Origin of the sequence: Bacteroides sp. AM10-21B, from assembly GCF_003472565.1 — a bacterium.
GTDB lineage: Bacteria > Bacteroidota > Bacteroidia > Bacteroidales > Bacteroidaceae > Bacteroides > Bacteroides propionicigenes.
In genome coordinates, this window is record NZ_QRME01000001.1 from 136,804 (window position 1) to 157,133 (window position 20,330).

9 protein-coding genes are annotated in these 20,330 nt (G+C 41.0%); 3 read left to right on the top strand and 6 right to left on the bottom strand.

Translation table 11 applies throughout. The features are described from left to right. Positions 1-26: 26 nt before the first annotated feature. Positions 27-1,976: a glycoside hydrolase family 97 protein gene (locus tag DW121_RS00480; protein WP_118322696.1), complete on the bottom strand. Its 1,950-nt coding sequence runs from the start codon at positions 1,974-1,976 to the stop codon at positions 27-29. 242 nt (positions 1,977-2,218) lie between these two features. On the opposite strand from DW121_RS00480, the gene DW121_RS00485 reads away from it, so the two are divergent. The 3 genes from DW121_RS00485 (at position 2,219) to DW121_RS00495 (ending at position 9,289) form a co-directional block, all read left to right on the top strand. Next, a complete protein-coding gene (locus tag DW121_RS00485; protein ID WP_118322698.1) occupies positions 2,219-5,329 on the top strand; it encodes a two-component regulator propeller domain-containing protein in 3,111 nt (1,036 codons plus the stop codon). Positions 5,330-5,438: 109 nt separating this feature from the next. Continuing rightward, complete coding sequence (locus DW121_RS00490; protein ID WP_118322700.1) at positions 5,439-6,809, top strand: glycoside hydrolase family 43 protein; 1,371 nt, start codon at positions 5,439-5,441, stop codon at positions 6,807-6,809. Positions 6,810-6,835: 26 nt separating this feature from the next. Beyond that, positions 6,836-9,289 carry a TIM-barrel domain-containing protein gene (locus DW121_RS00495; protein WP_187119988.1) on the top strand — a complete coding sequence of 818 codons (2,454 nt, stop codon included), beginning with the start codon at positions 6,836-6,838 and terminating at the stop codon, positions 9,287-9,289. 105 nt (positions 9,290-9,394) lie between these two features. Here DW121_RS00495 and DW121_RS00500 read toward each other — a convergent pair whose 3' ends face one another. From DW121_RS00500 to DW121_RS00520, 5 genes are all read right to left on the bottom strand, one after another. Next, a complete protein-coding gene (locus DW121_RS00500; protein ID WP_118322922.1) occupies positions 9,395-11,995 on the bottom strand; it encodes a glycoside hydrolase family 2 protein in 2,601 nt (866 codons plus the stop codon). Between the two features lie 25 nt (positions 11,996-12,020). Then, positions 12,021-14,411: a family 43 glycosylhydrolase gene (locus tag DW121_RS00505; RefSeq protein ID WP_117711223.1), complete on the bottom strand. Its 2,391-nt coding sequence runs from the start codon at positions 14,409-14,411 to the stop codon at positions 12,021-12,023. Between the two features lie 44 nt (positions 14,412-14,455). Beyond that, positions 14,456-15,604 (bottom strand): alpha/beta hydrolase-fold protein, encoded by a 1,149-nt coding sequence (locus DW121_RS00510; RefSeq protein ID WP_118322702.1) that lies wholly within the window; start codon positions 15,602-15,604, stop codon positions 14,456-14,458. Between the two features lie 856 nt (positions 15,605-16,460). Continuing rightward, positions 16,461-18,104, bottom strand: coding sequence for a hypothetical protein (locus DW121_RS00515; RefSeq protein ID WP_118322704.1), 1,644 nt, complete (start codon positions 18,102-18,104; stop codon positions 16,461-16,463). Between the two features lie 3 nt (positions 18,105-18,107). After that, positions 18,108-20,324, bottom strand: coding sequence for an endo-1,4-beta-xylanase (locus DW121_RS00520; RefSeq protein ID WP_117711220.1), 2,217 nt, complete (start codon positions 20,322-20,324; stop codon positions 18,108-18,110). Positions 20,325-20,330: the final 6 nt, after the last annotated feature.

Sequence of the window (20,330 nt, forward strand, 5' to 3'; positions counted from 1 at the left end):
GATAACGTCCACATTCACGTTCTAAGTTACCGACTAACCATCACCATTCCGCCATTGCAAGGAATAGTAATTTGTATTTCCTGTTTTTTATTTAGTTTTACGATTTGCAACTCTCCTTCCAAGTTTTTATTATCACTATACATCATTAGTTCTTTTCCTGCATCAACCATAGAGAGTTTTACTTTCAGCTTCAATGGCTCTTTCTGCGCATTTACTCCGGCAATATACCAAGTTTCTGCATGACGGCGGGCAAGCACTACATACTTTCCCGGATAGCCATCAATAAACTTCACCTCATCCCAAAGCGCAGGAACTGTTTTCATAAAATCCATAGCCCAAACAGGAGCATCTGTCAAATTATTAGGAGCCAAAGCAAAATGCTGTACAGGACTCTGAAACAGAACAGCCGTAGCTAATGCAAATACATCAGAAGTTACACGACGGCTTCCTCCCGGTTCATTCTTTGCATTATAATATTTATTCAAAGCACTGCCACCAAAATCCATACTTCCTACCGTATTACGTATAAACGGATGCAAACAGGCATTGAATGCTTCTGCATTGCAACTACCTTGAGAAAAATGCAGATTCTCACTGGCAAGTACTGCTTCACACGCCACAAAATTAGGATACATCCGTTCCCATCCTCGAGGCAATGTACAACCATGGAAAATAACCATCAAGCCGTAATCATTGGCATCTGCAAGAATATCTTCATAAAGCTGCATAGTTACTTGCTTATCACTACCAATAAAATCAACTTTTATTCCACGTATACCGATACTTTGCATCCATTTCATCTCTTTCCGGCGCGCAATCGTATTGTTCATAATTCCCTTGGGAGATTGAGGGGCATCATTCCAATAACCATTGGAATTATACCAAAGGTAAAGTGCTACTCCTTTAGATGCAGCATAGTTAGCCAATTCTGCAATTTTCTCCCGTCCTACCCGGACATCCCATAACGCATCAACCAATACAGAACCATACCCCATAGCTGCACTAAAATCAATATAGCGTTTTTGTTCATCATAATTCATGCTATTGTCGCCACCAATAATCCAACTCCATGTACCACAACCGTATTGAAATTCCCGAGAAGCCTCATATAATGGTTCCACTACATCAAAAGCAACGGTTGTTTCCACTATCGGTGCCAACGTGTTACCAACAGTAACAGTACGCCAAGGAGTTTCTCCCGGCAATGCTATACCCGGTGCCACAGTTCCATTTCCATTATATTCGCCTTCTTGCGGAAAACCGATTGTATATAATCCCCCCTCTTTCCCAAATAAACGGCTTCCACAATATGCACTGCTAACTCCGGTCTCAGAAATCAAAATCCATCCCTTATCTTCATTCTTGAACAGGCAGGGGAATGTATAGCCATGTCCCCAGCCATTCTTCCCCAGTACATCATCTACAGTATAACCTGTTTCATAACTCGGAGATGTCCTTGCAAATCCTCCCATCGGTGCCGATTGCGGGCAAAGAAAAGTCGTACTACCTTTAGGAAGTACAAAGCCTGTAGCCTCCTGTTTTACTATACAACACAATATATTATCTTGTGGATAAACTTTATATTTAAAAGCAACATCATGATTACCAACATGAAAGACAACATCATATATAGCCTTCCCTTCTTTAGAAAATGTATAAGTCTGTACATTTGCCTGATATTGCGGACGGCTATTCTTGATTGTTAGAAGATGATATTTATCATTGACAGATGATAACGAACCAACCCTACTTAAGGTCATTTGCCGAGTATAATCACCAAGATTCGTATTAAGCCCTAATGGAGACTTCTGCAGAAACACTGTTCCATCATATACCACACTGTAAGAAGGCATCCCCCCTTCATCTGATACAGTAACACACAACTTGCCATCCGGACTATACAATTTATTTTCTCCGGCAAATACACTGGTAGTAGCCCAAACGAATACACAAAAAAATAAAATATGCTTTACCATTTCTTTTTAGATTATTTCTTTAGTTAACGATATATTGCAAAGGAAAGCATCCTTTGTCAATTTACATTCAAACCATGTTTCAGAAACTTTCGTCTATGTTACAAATTGGTTCCTTTTCCACATATCTCTCGTCTAAAATCATTAAAAGCCATCATAAAACCATATTTCGCCAAAAACTTTGTTGAAATCATCGAGTATAATAAAAGTTTCCATAATTTTGTCCTCGAAGAGAAACACGCAATATGAAATACATAATTAATTTACTATTTCTATTTCTTTCATTACCTGTCATCGCAGAAAAATACTGTGTCTTTACTCCGATTAACGGGACAGTCGGTCTGGCCGGGAACAGGGTACGTAATATAGCCCAATTAACGGATGGTCGCATAATGATAATAACTGAAGGCTTATTAAATCTGTACGATGGAACAGACTTCAGCTATTTACACTATAATGAGGAACATATTTGTCCATTATCTGCATACTCAGGCTTCCATCACGAATACATAGACTCTCATGGATATGTATGGATCAAAAACCAACATCAACTAATGGTTGTGGATATAAAGCGTGAATGTTTTGTGACACAACCGGACAGTTTACTCGCCACATTGGGTATTACTTCTCCTTTAAAAGATTTCTTTATGGATAAAACCAAGGATATATGGGTCATAAACGATAAAGATGAATTAATCCGTGTAAACAAGGAAAGAATGAAAGCTAAAACTTTTCTGCCCCATATATCCTCGACGGGTGATGGTATCGATCAACTTTATGACCTTGGTGTAGTGGAGAACCAACTATACCTTTTTTACCGTTCCGGTTTACTGGTGTGCTATAATCTTGAATCATGCACAGAAATATACAGGCAAAAATTACCCGACGAACTTCCCAAGGGAAAGTACGAAAACACTTCTTACGTAGTCCCCGGCAATAATACTTTCTTTCAGCTGCGTAATGGCAACAGAGGCGGAGTCATGCTAAATTATGATATAATAAGAAAGAAATGGGATATTGTACTTCAAACCGACTATTGGCTGAACAGTCTATCTATTGATAAAGATGGCAGCATATGGGTCAGTTGCCATATGGGATTATGGAACATTGATGCCGGATTAGTAAAGAAACAATATATACCTAACCTCAAATTGGTGGACGGGCGTACTATACATACAGAAGTAAGCACTATCTATAACGATTATCAAGGAGGAATGTGGTTAGGAACCCTGAATCAGGGAATACTCTACTATCACCCTAACCGTTTCCGTTTCCAAAACATCGGAAACAGCCTATTTCCCACCTCCACAGATGCAAACATATCCATAACCGCTTTTACTGCGGATGAGAAAGAAAATATATTAATAGGAACGAAGAAAGGTTTGTTTTACTACACACCTTCCGACGACAATGTAACCTTATACTCACAAGAGTTCTCCTCTGTTCATTGCAATACTCTATTTAAAGACAGCCAGCAACGCATCTGGTTGGGCACTAGCGGACAGGGATTATATTGCATAACACCGGAAGGAAGCACCAAACAGTATATATTGCCCGGACATTCCATCCGTTCCATCATGCAACTACCGGATAAAACATTATATATATGTATTGACAATCAAGGATTCGGAACATTTACTCCCGAAACCAAAAAATTTGAAAAAGTAACGAGAGTACCCGAAATAAGCAATTCTACCATTTACCAATTGGTTCCTTATGGAGAAGACTGCTTGGCAGGCATTGAACGGAAAGGGTGGTTCATCTATAACCATAAAAAGAAAGAATATCACTTTAACTCCACTTCTCATACATGCAATTCCATTATGGCAGACAGTCGAAAGCAATTATGGATTGGCTTGGAAGACGGATTATTACTATGGAACCCAAATACCGGACAGCAAAAGACATTCTATACAACCGACGGGCTAGTAAACAACTCCATACGCTCCATTATTCAGACCGACAACAATACAATCTGGGTATCTACTTCCAACGGAATAACGCGTATAACCTCCAGTGATTTGCAAAAGCCGGCACTTTACTCATTCGCCAATTTCAACCAATACGACGGTGTTATAACTGATGAATTTTGTGAACGTTCCACTTTTACAGCAACCGACAAAACAATTTATTGGGGTGGAATCAATGGATTCAACAAATTCATAATAGCTCCTATTACAACAAATAAAACATACTCAATTCCTTTATTTACAGGGCTGGAATTATTGGGAGAAAACATAGAAAATAATAAAAGTTACAATGGCAACCAAATACTATCTCAACCTATTACCCAAACTAAAGAAATCACACTGAACCACAATCAGAACTTTTTTTCTTTAGAATTTTCCGCTTTGAATTATATCAATCCCACACAGACATACTATCGCTACCAACTGACAGGTATTGATCATTCCGAAAGAGAAATCCGTTCTTCCACCGGTAAAGGATACGCCACCTATACCAACATTCCTCCCGGAACCTACATTTTCCGAGTGCAATCTGCCGACAATAGCGAGGTATGGTCGGACCAATATGCAGAAATGAGGATTACTGTAAAAGCTCCATTTTGGAAAACAACATATGCCTATATATTCTATGTTCTACTGACAATAGGTAGCATCTTGCTCTTTACCATTATATATATACAACATAAACGCCGGAAAATGCAGCGTGACCAAAAAGAAAAGTTAGATGAGATGAAAACCACTTTTCTACAAAATGTCCATGAAGAGCTGAAAGAACCTATCAACCGAATAATTTCTCCTTTGGACAGTATACTGAAATACATGAACGAAGGAAAAGACAAGTTGCAACTTGAAAAAATCAGAACTAATGCTACTGAACTGAGAGAATTAATCAACCAGCTTTCAGAAGGTATATTATCCCCTTTGTCACCTGGTGAAAATGAATGGACACAAGAAGAGTTACTAATCAATATGCGCCAATTGCTGGAGCAGCAAGAAAAACGGAAAGAATTACTTAAAACGGCTCAAAAGCCTGCATCAGACAATTCTCTATTATCGGTTGCCGATGAAGCCTTTCTCCGAAAAGTGTTACAATTTGTAGAACAGAACCTCGACAATTCTGAGTATTCGGTAGAAGTATTGAGTCGTGATATGGGAATGGATCGAACCGGATTGTATCGCAGGCTTATTTCGGTAGTGGGAAAGACACCTACCAATTTTATTCGCTCCATACGCCTAAAACGAGCTGCCCAGCTTCTGAAAGAAGGCTACTCAGTAGCTGAAGTTGCCGACCTTGTCGGGTTCAGTACTTCCAGTTATCTCAGCAAGTGTTTTCAAGAAGAATTTGGCATGCGCCCTTCACAGTACGTAAACCAATGGAAAAATCGGTAAAGTCCCCCCCTTTTCAACGAGAGTGTTGGATTCTGCAACATTCGTAATCGATGTTCAAATGGTTTCAGGCTACTTTTGCAATATCATTCAAACATAAAAATAATATATCATGAAAAATGTAAAAGTAGGAATTGCCGGCATATCACTTCTAATATCCGGCTGGGTAACGGCACAAAACACAGAAAGCATGTTACCCAAATTGAACATGCCTGTTATCCAGACAAAGTACACAGCCGACCCGGCACCGATAGTACACAATGACACCGTTTACCTTTATACAACCCATGACGAAGACGATGCGGAAGGTTTTAAAATGAGAGACTGGCTGTTGTACACTTCTACCGATATGGTGAATTGGCAAGACCGTGGAGCTGTGGCATCACTCAAAGATTTCGAGTGGTACAAAGGCGATAACGGAGCATGGGCCGAATGTGTAGTAGAACGTAATGGAAAGTGGTATATGTATTGTCCCATCCACGGGCATGGTATCGGCGTACTGGTTGCCGACTCCCCCTATGGTCCGTTCAAAGATCCGATAGGCAAGCCGCTTGTATGGCAAAAAGAACATTGGGATGACATCGACCCCAGCGTTTTTATTGATGATGACGGACAAGCATATATGTATTGGGGAAATCCGAATCTTTATTATGTCAAACTCAACAAAGACATGATCTCTTGCGCAAGTGACATTGTAAAGCTTCCCAAGATACAAGACTATCAGGAAGGTCCTTGGTTCTATAAACGTGGTAAGCACTACTATATGGCATTTGCCTCAACATGTTGCCCCGAAGGTATCGGTTATGCCATGAGCGACAATCCCACCGGTCCCTGGAAATACAAAGGACATATCATGGACCATACCCCCCGAACCCGCGGAAATCATCCCGGTATTATTGATTATAAAGGCAAGTCCTATTGCTTTGGACTGAACTATGACCTTTTCCGACTTGAGACCAGCCGTCATGCAGAGCGCCGTTCGGTTTCTGTAGCCGAAATGCAATACAATGCAGACGGAACAATCCGCGAGCTCCCCTATTTCCAGGATTGTAAATTAGAGCAAATTGAAAGTTTTAATCCTTATCGCAAAGTAGAAGCCGAAACCATGGCATGGGGATATGGATTGAAGACCACGCCTAAGAATATATGGAGTAGCGACCGATGCAACCAATTAGTAACCAGTATAGACGAAGGCGAATATTTGATGGTCAAAGGCGTAGACTTCCAAAAAGGAGCGAACCTATTCAAAGTAGCTGCCTCTTGTCATCTCTATGGCGGTTCCATCGAAATCCGTATAGACTCGGAAGAAGGGATGTGTATAGGAACAGTTCATATAACCAATACCAAAGACGCAATAAACGTATTTGAAACCAAGGTTAAAAATGTCAAAGGAGTACATGACCTCTATTTCGTCTTTAAAGGAAACCGATTACAGCAAAAGAATCTGTTCATGCTGGACTGGTGGGAATTCCATAAATTATAATTTAAAAAAACAGCATATAACCAATTATGAAAAGAAGTATTACAATCATGGCTTTATGCCTATTTGTGTCATGGACATGGGCACAAGAGTTTCAAAAGACTTTATCGGGCATCAAAACCACTATTTCCGGTAAACAAACCGATGTGGAAATTCAGTGGTTCGGTCCTAACAGTCTTCGCGTACTAAAAACTCCCCAAGGCAAAAATGTAGAAAAGAAAAGCCTTTCCGTCATTGCCCAACCTATCAATTCCGGTATTAAAGTTACCACTTCCGGAAATGACCATATTGTTATGAAGAGCCTATCGCTTACGGTAACCCTCAATATCCAAACAGGTATTATAACTTATAGCAAGCCTAACGGTGATACATTACTTAGCGAACAGGAAAACAACAAAGCTTTTACACCTTTCAATGATGCCGGACGCCCTACGTATACCGTTTATCAGGGCTTCACAACAGACAAAGAAGAAGGGCTTTATGGACTCGGGCAGTTACAAAACGGACAAATGATGCAACGTGGCATAACTAAACATCTTGTTCAAGGCAATGTGGAAGACGTTTCCCCTTTCTTCCAGTCCACTAAAGGTTATGGATTGTTTTGGGACAACTATTCAGGTACTACATATACAGACAATGAGAAAGAAACCTCTTTCCGTTCTGAAGTAGGAGATTGCATAGACTATTACTTCATGTACGGTGGTTCTGCCGACGGAGTTATAGCCGAAGTACGCACACTGACCGGTGATGTGCCGATGATGCCGTTATGGAGTTATGGATTCATGCAGAGCAAAGAACGATACAAAAGCCAAGAAGAGACAGTAGGAGTCGTGAAGAAATATCGTGAATTGGGGATTCCATTGGACTGTATCATCCAAGACTGGCAATATTGGGGACATAATTATCTTTGGAATGCTATGGATTTTCAGAATCCCGCCTTTAGCCGTCCCAAAGATATGATTGACGAGATACATGGCTTAAATGCCCGTATGATGATTTCCATTTGGTCATCATTCGGTCCTGCCACCAAGCCCTACAGAGCATTAGACAAAGAAGGATTACTCTTTGACATCGAAACATGGCCGCAATCCGGTGTGGACGGATGGCCACCTAACTTGGAATACCCTTCCGGAGTACGTGTATATGATGCTTACAGCCCTAAAGCCCGCGACATTTATTGGGAGCATCTCAATAAAGGAATCTTCCAACTTGGCATGGATGGATGGTGGATGGATTCTACAGAACCCGATCACTTTAACCACAAAGAAAGCGATTTCGATCGTCAAACCGGTCTTGGCTCTTACCGCAGTGTACGTAATGCCTATCCACTCGTTAGTGTAGGCGGTGTTTCCGATCATCAACGTGCATTGACGCAAGACAAACGTGTCATTATCCTGACCCGTTCCGGTTTCTTGGGACAGCAACGTTACGGTTCTAATGTTTGGTCCGGTGATGTTCAATCCTCTTGGGATATGTTTCGTAAACAGATAACGGCAGGACTCAATTTTTCACTGACCGGTATGCCACACTGGAATTCCGACCTCGGTGGTTTCTTTGCCGGTTCATACAATAAAAGTTGGGCAGACAACAGTGCCACCCGTAATCCAATGTATCAGGAACTTTATGTCCGTTGGTTACAATTTGGCGTATTCTGTCCAATGATGCGCAGTCATGGTGCCGATGTCCCCCGTGAATTCTATTGGTATGGCAAGGCGGGGGAACCTGTTTATGATGCTTTAGTTGATGCTGTTAAGCTACGTTACACTTTGCTTCCTTATATCTATTCCACTTCTTGGGATGTAACACACAATCGCTCTACTTTTATGCGTGCACTCTTCATGGACTTCTTAAATGATAAACAAACATGGAATGTAAACAACGCATATATGTTCGGTAAGGCATTTCTTGTTGCGCCGGTGCTTCATGCCCAATATACCCCGGAAGTACAACAAAAGAATCTCAAGGAAAACGAAGGTTGGAATCGTGACAATAAAAAAACAATTGAGACACCTCTGTTTGCAGACTTTACCCAGCCTAAGAGCATGAAGGTTTATCTGCCTGCCGATACCCGGTGGTATAACTTCTGGACAAATGAAGCCGTAGAAGGTGGACAGAATCTCACTGTTTCCACTACAATCAACCGTATTCCTCTCTTCGTACGTGCCGGAAGTATTGTTCCATTCGGACCGGAAGTACAGTACACAGGTGAAAAGAAGTGGGATAATCTGACTTTATGCATATACCCCGGCGATAACGGAAGTTTCACCCTTTATGAGGACGAAGGAGATAATTATAATTATGAAAACGGAGCTTATACCGAAATTCCGATGAACTGGAATAATGCCAACAAGACTCTTACAATCGGTGCACGAAAAGGAGAATACAACGGTATGTTGCAAAAGCGGCAATTCATTGTGAAAACGATAGACGGTAATAGTAAGACTGTAACTTATACAGGAAAGAAAATAAAGGTTAAGTTGTAAAACATCTTACACCCATAAATGTGCTGCCACATGATAGTTTGTATTTTACTATCATGTGGCAGTCATTTAATATCGTGTTTTGCCGGCATATTTTCCAAGAAAGTCCTATTCCGGCAGACTTCCTGTTATTCTAACTTCCGATAACTTTGGCGTTGCTGTTTTTTGCCGATCTGTAAACAAAAAACGTACAAAGCGCATTTTTATCAATTGCTCAGGAACAATCTCTACTCTCCGTACTCCATTAGAAGAACAATCATAGTTACCAATCGTTTGCCATACAATCTTATCTGCAGAAACCTCAACATTAAAACAGCAACCTACATTCTCCACAAACTCGGCCACTACGCTATAAAGCTGCAATCCGCGTTCTGTATCCAACATCCAATAAGGCGAGCTGTCATTATCCGAAGGTTGCCAATAACTGTCTTTATCTCCATCTGCAGCCAATCCTGCAGAATGTCCTTCCTGCGAACTGGAAGAGAATGTCGGATTATTAACGCCGTAAGTTTGCAAAGAATCCTTTTCAGATTTATTAACATATCGCACATATGGACGAATTTCCACTTCACGACTTTCTCCTTTCTTATAAACAGCCGTACCGGTAAAACCCAACGTTATACAAACAGGCTGAAGCCCTGGTGAAGAAGCTTCAACCAATGTGCTACCTGCATAATACGAACGTAATGCTATAGCTGCCTTGCCATCTTGAATACGAATATCACTATCCGGAGCAAACGTTATAGACTTCCCTGTGGGAAACTCGCCCGGACCTGAAAGTATACGTAGTGTAACAATAGGACTATTACTCAACTCACGACCATCTGCATCAAGTACGAGTACCGTAAGTTGTACATCATCAGTACCATCTATTTTTATCTTATCATACTTTGAAGCTATCAGTTGCAAACGTGCTGCATTTCCCGCCACCGGCCATTGGGGTGGTGCAACCTTTGCATACTCATTGCGATACCAGTACCATGAACGTTTAGGCAAACGGAAATAATCCACAATTCCCATTTTTGCCATATCATTACCAAAAATACTACCATGATCGAAACCACACCAAATAGCTTGTCCGCTCCTCCATTCACGACCTTTCCAACCTTCATCACGTGCAAGGTCGCCCCAGCCCGGTGCATATTTTCCCGGACGGTCGGCTGTTACACTTCCATACTCTGATACAACTGATGAGACACCCGGTTCCTGAAAATCATCAATATTAGCCCCGTCACCGTTATACCCGGCTACATCACCTATCAAGTCTATCCGTTCAGTACCCAACGGTCGTTGAGCTCCTCCAACAGCTGCCATACGAGTAGGGTCCAACCGATGTACCACATCCACCATGCGTCTCAACAATCGCCTTACACCGGGAAGAGACCTGCCATCTGTAAAAAAAGGCTCATTACACAAACTCCATACAAATACCGAAGGATGATTTCGATGAATACGTATCATCTCTTCCAGCTGTTGCAGTACATTAGCTTCGAATGCTGCCGTATCAGCTGCAATCACAGGGTATGCTCCTGCAGTCCATACGCCATCAACTTTTGGACCTGCCGTACCCCAAAAAGGGGTTTCTGACCACAACAACATACCTTCACGATCGCAAGCATCGGAGAAAGCAGGAGAATGAGGATAATGTGATCCGCGAATCATATCAAAGCCGGCTTCTTTCATCTGGCATACATCACGATATGCAGCGGCATCAGTTACAGCATCTCCCCATCCGGCCTGGTCCTGATGTACATTAGCTCCTCTAAAGTAGTAGTGCTGTCCGTTAAGAAAGAATCCTTCATCTGCAGTCCACTTGAACCAACGAAATCCGAATACAATTTCTTCTGCATCCAACAATCTTTTTCCGGCATAAAGCTTACTCTCCAAAGTATAAAGTGACGGACTATAGGGTGACCAAAGTTCGGGAAACTTGATTTCGGGCGTTTTCAAGTCGTAAATACAACATTTGCCCGCACTGATTTTTTCCGTTCCGGAACATTCCGCCACCACCCGACCAAGCCTATCTCTCACGACCAACATTAACGTGTAAGCACCTTGTTTACTACCCGTATTTCTCACACAAGCCTTTACCTGTACATCCGATGCTTTCCCTCCATTCATCTCCAACGAAGGAGTAGTGATTACTGTTCCGCACCAGTCCAAATGTACCGTATGCTTTTTCACCAAACGTACATTACGATAAATTCCGCCGCTGAAAACGTGTTCGCCTCCTCGTGGAGCTACCGTAGGGCGCCATAAGTTGTTGACCCTTATTGCCACTACGTTATCTCCTTCCACTGCGTACGGTGTAAAATCAATACTGAAACCGGTATATCCTCCCACATGGCTTCCGGCCAAATGTCCATTGACATATATTTCTGCCTCCTGAAATACACCGTCGAACTCCAAGAACAATCTCTTATCCATATCGGCTCTATCCATCTTAAGATGCTTCCGATACCAACCATATCCCACATAAAAGTCTTTAGACAAAAAGTAAGGGATACTAAAAGAATGTGGCAAGCCTACCGGCTCCCATGACGTATCATCATATAACGGTTGTTTCGCATTCTCATAATCGCCAATCTTATACATCCATTCTCTATTCAGATTGACAGTTTCCCGTCCTGTAGCCACATCTAAAGAATTACCCTTTACGTTACATATCCCCAACGATAATATAGTAAAAAGAAATACAAACTTATTCATATTCATTTGAGTTACATATATTCCCCTACATTCCGGCTTCCTTCGCAAAGAAATCCGTCATTTTCTTAAAAGTGTTTTCATTGAAAGTGACAGGGCCATGCTGCCCGTCGGGAACAGAAATAAATTCGTCCAAGCGTCCCTGCCTCTTTAGAGCTTCGGAGAAAAACATACTCTGGCAATTGGGAACCACAGTGTCCGCTTCGCCATGAATAACAATAAACTTAGGATCATTTTTATCTATGTAGGTAACGGGATTGAGAAGAGCCAGCATATCCAAATTATCAGCAGGACTCCCCCCTATCAAAGCCGCTTCGGGAGAATCCCCACCTTTGGTAGTATTGCAGTTCTCCATACGTGTCATATCTATCGGACCAAACCAATCAACTACTGCGTCCACACTACTACTGAAAGAGGAATACGCCCCTACACTTCCTTCCAAATCCACAGTCTCAGTCCCTACCGTATAAGATTTCACACCATTCGTAGTCCCTGCCAAAGAAGCCAAATGCCCGCCTGATGAAAATCCGGTAATTCCTATAAAAGAAGTATCCAACTTATATTTGGCAGCATTGGCACGGATGAAACGGATAGCCGCTTTCACATCATTAATCTGTGCCGGAAACTTGGCATCCCCACTCGAACGGTGATTAATGGAAACCACCGCAAAGCCTTTGTCGAGCAATGGCTTACCGAGAGCTTGAAAAGCTGCCTGTTTCATATTATTGGCAAACCATGCACTACCGTAAATAAGTACTACCACTTTATAAGACGGCTTGCCCGTATCGGGTAGGTATATATCCAATTTGTGCCCCTCCAGCTTGTCGTCCGCATAACTGATATCTGCCCGGCGGCAATCGGAGATACGATCTTCTATCTTGAAATAATCAAAATCGGCATATCCGCCCGTCTCCTTAGTAGCATAGTTAAACAAAGCAAAACGATAGCCCATGAAATGCGGAAGCGTATATTCCATATTCAGAACATTACCGATTACTTTCCAATGATTTCCATCCAAACTATAATAGAAGTATCCCTTATCAACTCTATTCCTAAAATCGCATTCTGCCTTGAAGTAAACAACAGACTGGTCCAACGGCACTTTCTCCACCTCCATAGGTTTCTCATACCCTCCATTAACCATCACAATGTATTTTCTACCATCGGTAACTTTAACACCGACCTGCCCATATTTACGCTGGAAAAGGGAAAGCCCGGCAAAATCTCCTTCTTTCATACCAGAAACATCCAGACTGATTGAACCTGTACAAACCGGACCGATAGTACGCTGCGTCAGCATATTCTTGGCTTGTGTAAAAGAGGTTTCTATCCGCCCTGTTGTCAACCTCATATATCCCTTGCGGGCAGAAAGGGACCAAAGAGAGTTGTCCGGATTATGATTCCATTGCCACACCAGCGGTAAAGCGCGTTCCCCTTTCTTTCTGTTAAAATCATCAGAATTCACAATGCCCGGAATTAATCCACGACTATCCGGCAAGTTCAATTTGGCAGGAGCACGTCCGTTTACGCCTAATACCGGCCATCCGTCTTTCCATTCCACCGGAACAAGATAAGGAATACGTCCTACCGCACCGCAATCCTCAAATAAATAAGCAAACCAGCGTCCGTCCGGCGTATCTACCAATCCTCCTTGTGCAATACCACGGTCCTGAAACACAACACGACCTTCATAAGGTCCTGTTATCTTATCGGCACGATGTACAATTACAGTACGTACTCCGCCACGTGGCCAAGTAATATTAAAAAGATAATACTTTCCATTTACTTTAAAAAGTTGTGACCCTTCAGCTCCCAGCATAATTTTATCTCCGGCCGGTGCACTGGCATTCTCTAACAACACCCGTTCAGTACCCGGTTTTACACCTGAAAGGTCCGATTCCAATTCTGTCAGAAATAGTTTTCCATTGCCATATATCATATAGATATGTCCGTCTTCATCAAAGAAGAAAGAATGATCGTGGTAGGCAGGAGAGAACTCCGTACACTTCCACGGTCCTTTTTCAAGATTTTTAGTGGTGTAAAAGTATGTTTTACCCGTAGTCTGAGCAAAAGTAGAGAGATAATACAATCCCTTGTGATAGCGAAGACAACTCGCCCACGACCCACGTCCATAGGTATTCTCACCGTTGTCCAAATTCATGGCAGGCATATCGGCAAGCGTATCGTAAGCATAATTCACCAACTCCCAATTTACCAAATCCTTAGATTTCATGATAGGAACTCCCGGAGACATATGCATTGTGGTGCTACTCATGTAATAGGTATCCCCTACACGCAACATAGACATATCCGGCGCATCAGCATAAATTACAGGGTTTGTTGCAGGCTTTTGCGCTGCCAGCGGCAATATACAACAAAGTAAGCCGCATAAAAAGAAAAGAGTTTTTCGCATTTTCATATTCGTATTAAATTACTATTCTATTATCAGTCCCTACGATTATTTTATCGAAACAGCAGCTGTGCATACTGGTGCAAAGCCCTGCGCCAAGTCAGCCACTCATGTGCAGTTTCGGGAGATTCGTAATAAGTATACCGGATACCTTGTTTATCCAACATTTGCCTGAAAGCTTTCACCACTCCCGGAAAAGGGACGGGTTCGGAAGTGCCCAATCCCAAGAAGAAAGTTTTGAATTGCCTGTTCACCATTTTCCCGTCTTTAAATTTCCCGTCCAGAAAGGTATCTGCATCCAAAGGCTCCGTACTCGGATAATTGGAAGTACCACTGAAACCGCCATAATAAGCAAAAGACTCCGGATGATTCATGGCAATGCGCATCGTTTGGTTCGCTCCCATCGACAAACCTGCAATAGCGCGGCTCTCACGCTGAGGAAGTGTACGGAATTTAGTATCAATCATAGGTATAACCTCTTGCAACAGCACTTCTTCAAATACCGTTGTTTGAAAGAGAGCCCGTTCATTCGGTCTGACCGCATAGCCGTTATCCATAACAATCAACATCGGAACTGCCTTCTTTGCGGCAATCAAGTTATCCAGTATCAAATTCGCCTTTCCCTGACTTCCCCAACCCGTTTCATCCTCAAAACTGCCGTGTTGAAGATAAAGCACCGGATAACGTTTCTCGGTATTGGTTTCATAGCCTGCCGGAGTGTAAACGAAACAACGCCTCCATTCCTGTGTGATTTTGGAATAGTAGTTCACCTCACTCAATAATCCATGAGGTACATCTTTCAGAGCATAAAAGTCAGCATCATGTGCCGGAATTTCAATACCACTGCCCAATCGTCCCGCACCATAAAAATATTTCGTGCCCGGATCGGGAACCGATGCTCCGTCCACATTTAACTGATAATAATGAAAACCTTCTTGCTGACAATCTGATTCTCCTGTCCAAAAGCCTTTCTCATTTTTTACCATATCATATTTTACACCGCCAATATCAAGCTGCACTCTTTTGGCCTCCGGTGCATAAATCCGGGCACGCACCCTTCCCTCTGAATTGACTTGGGGATATTCCTTCCCTAATTGATTTACACTCGAGGGTTTGAAATCCTCAATAACTTGTGCATAAGAGGACGAAGCAAGATTCGCCAATAACACAAAAACATTAAACCATGTGATAATCTTTTTCATGTTTGTATTATGAACTAATTTAATCGTACTGCAAAGAAAAGAATCTTTCATCAATTCTCCCTCAAAGCCTGTTGCAGATATTTTTGTCCATGTTACATCTTTGGAGAAAACTCAAGCCACAAAGGCTATCGGTTCTCGTTTTACAGTTTCATGCCACCCCCCTTCCACCCTTCTGAGACCTCCTGTTTATACGGGATAGCGGGTGGAACCCGCTTTTTACTTCCCCAATGACGCATCTCAGCTTCCCAAACCTCACACCTCAGCTCCTCAAATGCCTGTGGTTTGCAGGACAAATGCCCGTGGTTAAGAGAGTTGAGGTGTGAGGTTTGGGAAGCTGAGATGTGTCATTGGGATTACCGGGATGTGTAGTCTGTGATATGGGTTCCACCCGCTATCCCGTATAAACAGAAGGTCTCAGAAGGATGGAAGGGGTACAAATGCAAACTGAAATCCAAGAATATCCTCTATTTTATATACATGATAATTCATTTTGATATATATCAAAACGAATTATCATGTATATAAAAACAGAGTCTTTGCCGGCTGGATACTTCTTACGCTATATATAAATCTTTCTTTAAGCACCTATGCTGTATCTTTACAAAGGATATAATAAACGTAAGAGAAAAACAACGTTTTTGTTTTGTGCTCCTGCACTTTCTTCACAGAAAGCACAGGACTCTTATTATAAAATGCACAAAACAATCAGTCCCAAGATAACAAAAGGGACCGAATGTATCTTTAGTTTTTTAAACAATCAGAAGTTCTTTACTCAATTAAAACCCTTTTTACTGATAATGATAATCAAAGAAATATACTTAAAGCATTAAATATACAGCTTTATATCATCTATTTTTTACAATGCTAACTTAACGGATGCTATGCTATAACCAGATAACATAACATAACTACCATCAGTCTTTTCCAATGAATTCGCCTCAATCGCTTCCATATTCTTATACTCAGTTGTTTCAACAGCATGTATCTGCCTTATTCCCGCCAAAGGAATTTCAACTTTCTGAGTATTACCAGTCATATTCAACAATACTAATGTTATCTCATTACCTGCTTTATTAATATAAGCTGTAGCGCATAAATCCTGATTATCAGCTGTTACCTTAATGCGTATTGTATTAGTGGCATAACGTGCATAATGCGAGAGAATATAACCATTTTTAGTAATCTCCCCCTCTCCTACAGGACTCCTCTTATCATTATCACCTATCATTCCATAGAAACGTTTCAAATACCAGTATACATAAGCACTGCAATAACCTTCCATACACATATGTATTTCTTTTGCCAGATGAGAGAAACAATATTCCCATGTGCTAAATTCCCATTTTCCCGAATCTTCTTCTTTTTCTCCATCATTAAACAAATGTTCTGTCATCCACCATGTTTTTCCACTTAAACGGGAATAAAGTCCGCAAATATAATCATGCCGATTCTTTTCATACCCCGGTTGTTCAATATTGATAAACCCTTGATAAAGATGCCCTACCAAAATATCTGTATTAAAAAACGCTTCAATATCATTCATAATCGGATCTGTATAATCGGGAGATGTTCCACAAGATTCAGGAGACATCAGTTTCACTCCTGTAGCACGTATCTTCGCTCCATACTGCTTAACAAAGGCTACAACTTCTTGAGGAGTCCAATATGTAAATTCCATATCAGGCTCATTCTGAACGGATATTGCATATAAATTAATCCCGTTCTGTCTCATAAAATTAATATACTTAATTAAATGATTAGCATAAGCCTCATAATTTTCAGTTTTCAAATGCTGAACCTCTTTTCCGGCTACTGTGACTTTATCAGAAAGAGCATCAGTACAGTCCCATGGGCACGCAAAGATTATGGCACCATTATCTTGAGCCATCTTTGCAGCTGCCACATCTGCACTCCAATCAGTTTCATCTGGATAAATCATTAAACGAAGTATAGAATAACCTAAACCGTTGGATCCATACATCTTATTCATCTGCTCCGGTGTAATAAGAAACCCTCCACACCAGATTTTAGGATTATACATACCACCAAATCCAACGACAGGCTGATACTTCTCTAAAGGATCTATTTGGAGAGTTAGTGTTTGATATGCCACGTCTTGTTTTATCAACAAATCAGACTTTTCACCCGTAGTTTTATTGATTATATAAATAAATTGGCTTCTCGATTTATGGGTATCATTACCTGTACAAGTAATCTTTAAACGGGTAGTTTGTTCAACTTGTTCTATGCTACCTCCAGACATAGGAGTAACATCTACCACAATATCACCTGTCCCAAAAGATATTTCCCATTCTGTTTGTGACCATTCAACAATAGCTATTGCTGTGCCACCAGTGTTAGATACCTCTATATTATTTTTAAGGAAGAGCGCATAAACGCTCTTCCCTTCATTATCTGTAATTTTACCATTATCATCTGAACAACTCCATAATGATAGACCGATAAAAACGAAAAATAGGTTTAAAACAAATATTTTCATAAACTAATTTTTCAGGCCATCAACAATTCCTACATACATTCCTGTACGGTTATACTTAGCATCCCAAGGACAAATCAAAGCACTGTTTCCATTCTCTGTCAAACGGGAAATTGAGATGCCATACTGTTTGTCAGCAGGAATAAGTTCTAAATATTTTTTAATGATAAATGTATAGTACTCAGCAGCAATTGCCCTATCCTCAAGAGAAAGTTTAGAACAAGGAATTGCAGTACCCTCTTTATTTACCATTGTCATGCTGAAGTCGGATATACGTACCAATTTACCGGTAGCAGCCAATTTGGTGAATAAGCCTGTAATTGCCGTTTCATTATTCTTTTGTACTTCCACATCTTGGGAATAGCTGGCATGAAGCAAGATATTATAACCATCAATTTTAGTTATATTATCAGCTTCCCATGATTTAACCAATTCTACAAGTTGTCCGCATTTGCCTACAACATCATCAGATTGCTCAATTGTGTTACTTACAAATAGATCAAGATCTATTTTTGCCGTATCACGAGCTAATGCTACAGCCTTACGTGCATACCCTTCCTGACCTAAATATTTTGCCCAATCAAAAGTATTCTCATTAACTGTGTTATCAAGAGGTTCTCCCACAATATTCCAAGCTTTTACGGTTTCACCACCGGCATCTATCACACCACCAATCCATTTTTCCAATTCTTTAGTGAAAATTTTCGGTTTTTCTTCTTCTGGTACAGGAATAATAATGTCAGCGGCTTTCCAATGGAGTTTTATATTATCAATATAAGCATGCCATTCACCTGAGCCAGACCCTACAGCCAAATCTATTTCCGTTAAGTCTTTCATAGTATTTGGTATCACAATTTTTCCAGCTTCCGGAGTTGCACCTTCTTTCAAGAAAGTGATATGGATCAAATCTTTTCCCCATTTATCCGCCTCACAACCAAAATTGAACGGCCCTTTTCCACTATTAAATTCTTGTCCATTTATAATTACTCTCATACCGCTTCCCCAGCCACCTTTACCTCCAATCAAGTACATATCAAGAGAAATACCGGTATAATCTCCTAAAGTTCTGCCTTCTGGAAACTTAACAGTAAACTTTGGATAAGAATACGAACAAGGAGAAGCTGTAGTACCCACATGCAACACTTTACCCTCACCTTGGGGATTATTCTCTACCACAGATTGATTACCATTGGACATAGGATACTGTGTACCTACATTATCACCTTCAAAGTCAATTGTTGTAACACCACCTCCTTCTATTTCATAATTCATAACAATGTTATCAAGGTAATATTGTGCAGCACCAGACTGTGAACCTACAGCCAATGTGAACTCTGTAAGATCTTTCAAATTATCAGGCAAATTAAAACCGGGGGCTTTGCTATCATTCAACTTAATGATAGCCCCACGATTCCATTCATTAGGTTTACAACCAAAGTTGCTAGCATTCACACCCACAGCAAACTCCTGCTTGTTAATAAAAACCTTTATTCCTTGTCCCCAAATACCATCATTATTGACAATACGCATATCAAGGACTATATTTATATAATCACCTAATTTTCGACCTTCCGGTAACTTTACATTTAATACAGGAAATGAATTATTAGCTTTATTGCTTTCAGTACCTATATGTAACGTTTTACCTGTTTTCCCGTCAGGATCATTTTCTACTACAGCCTGGCTCCCATTAGTCATCTCATATGATGTACCAAGCTCGTCATTTTCAAAGTCACAAATGACGGTCTTACCTTTTTCCGGCACAATAGGAATAATTTCGGGCTGAAGCAGTTCGTCATAGTAAGCTGCACGTTGTCCTTGATCAGAACAAAGTGTCCCACCAAAAAGTATCACGCCTGCTTCTTTCGCTGCATCAGCTACTAATTGCATTCCTCCTAAATCGTAGGTATTATCATCCTTCGCAGAAGTAGCAGGCATGAATGAGCCTCCTATATCTAAGCCATCAAAGTTGTTAAGAATGGTACTATAGGCTGTTTCTTTTGCAACAAAATCTGTCGAAGCCATATTTGCTGTCAACTTAAACGGCGAGTCAGCTCCACGACTGATGTACGATTTTAACAAATCAAAACTAGCCAAATATTCATTGACAACCACATCTTCAGGCTTTTCTACCTGAAGATTGCAGTCATACTCATCGGTACATGCCATAACTGTCGCTCCAAGTATAGCAAATCCGATTAGTCTATTACTTAAATATTTCATATTCTC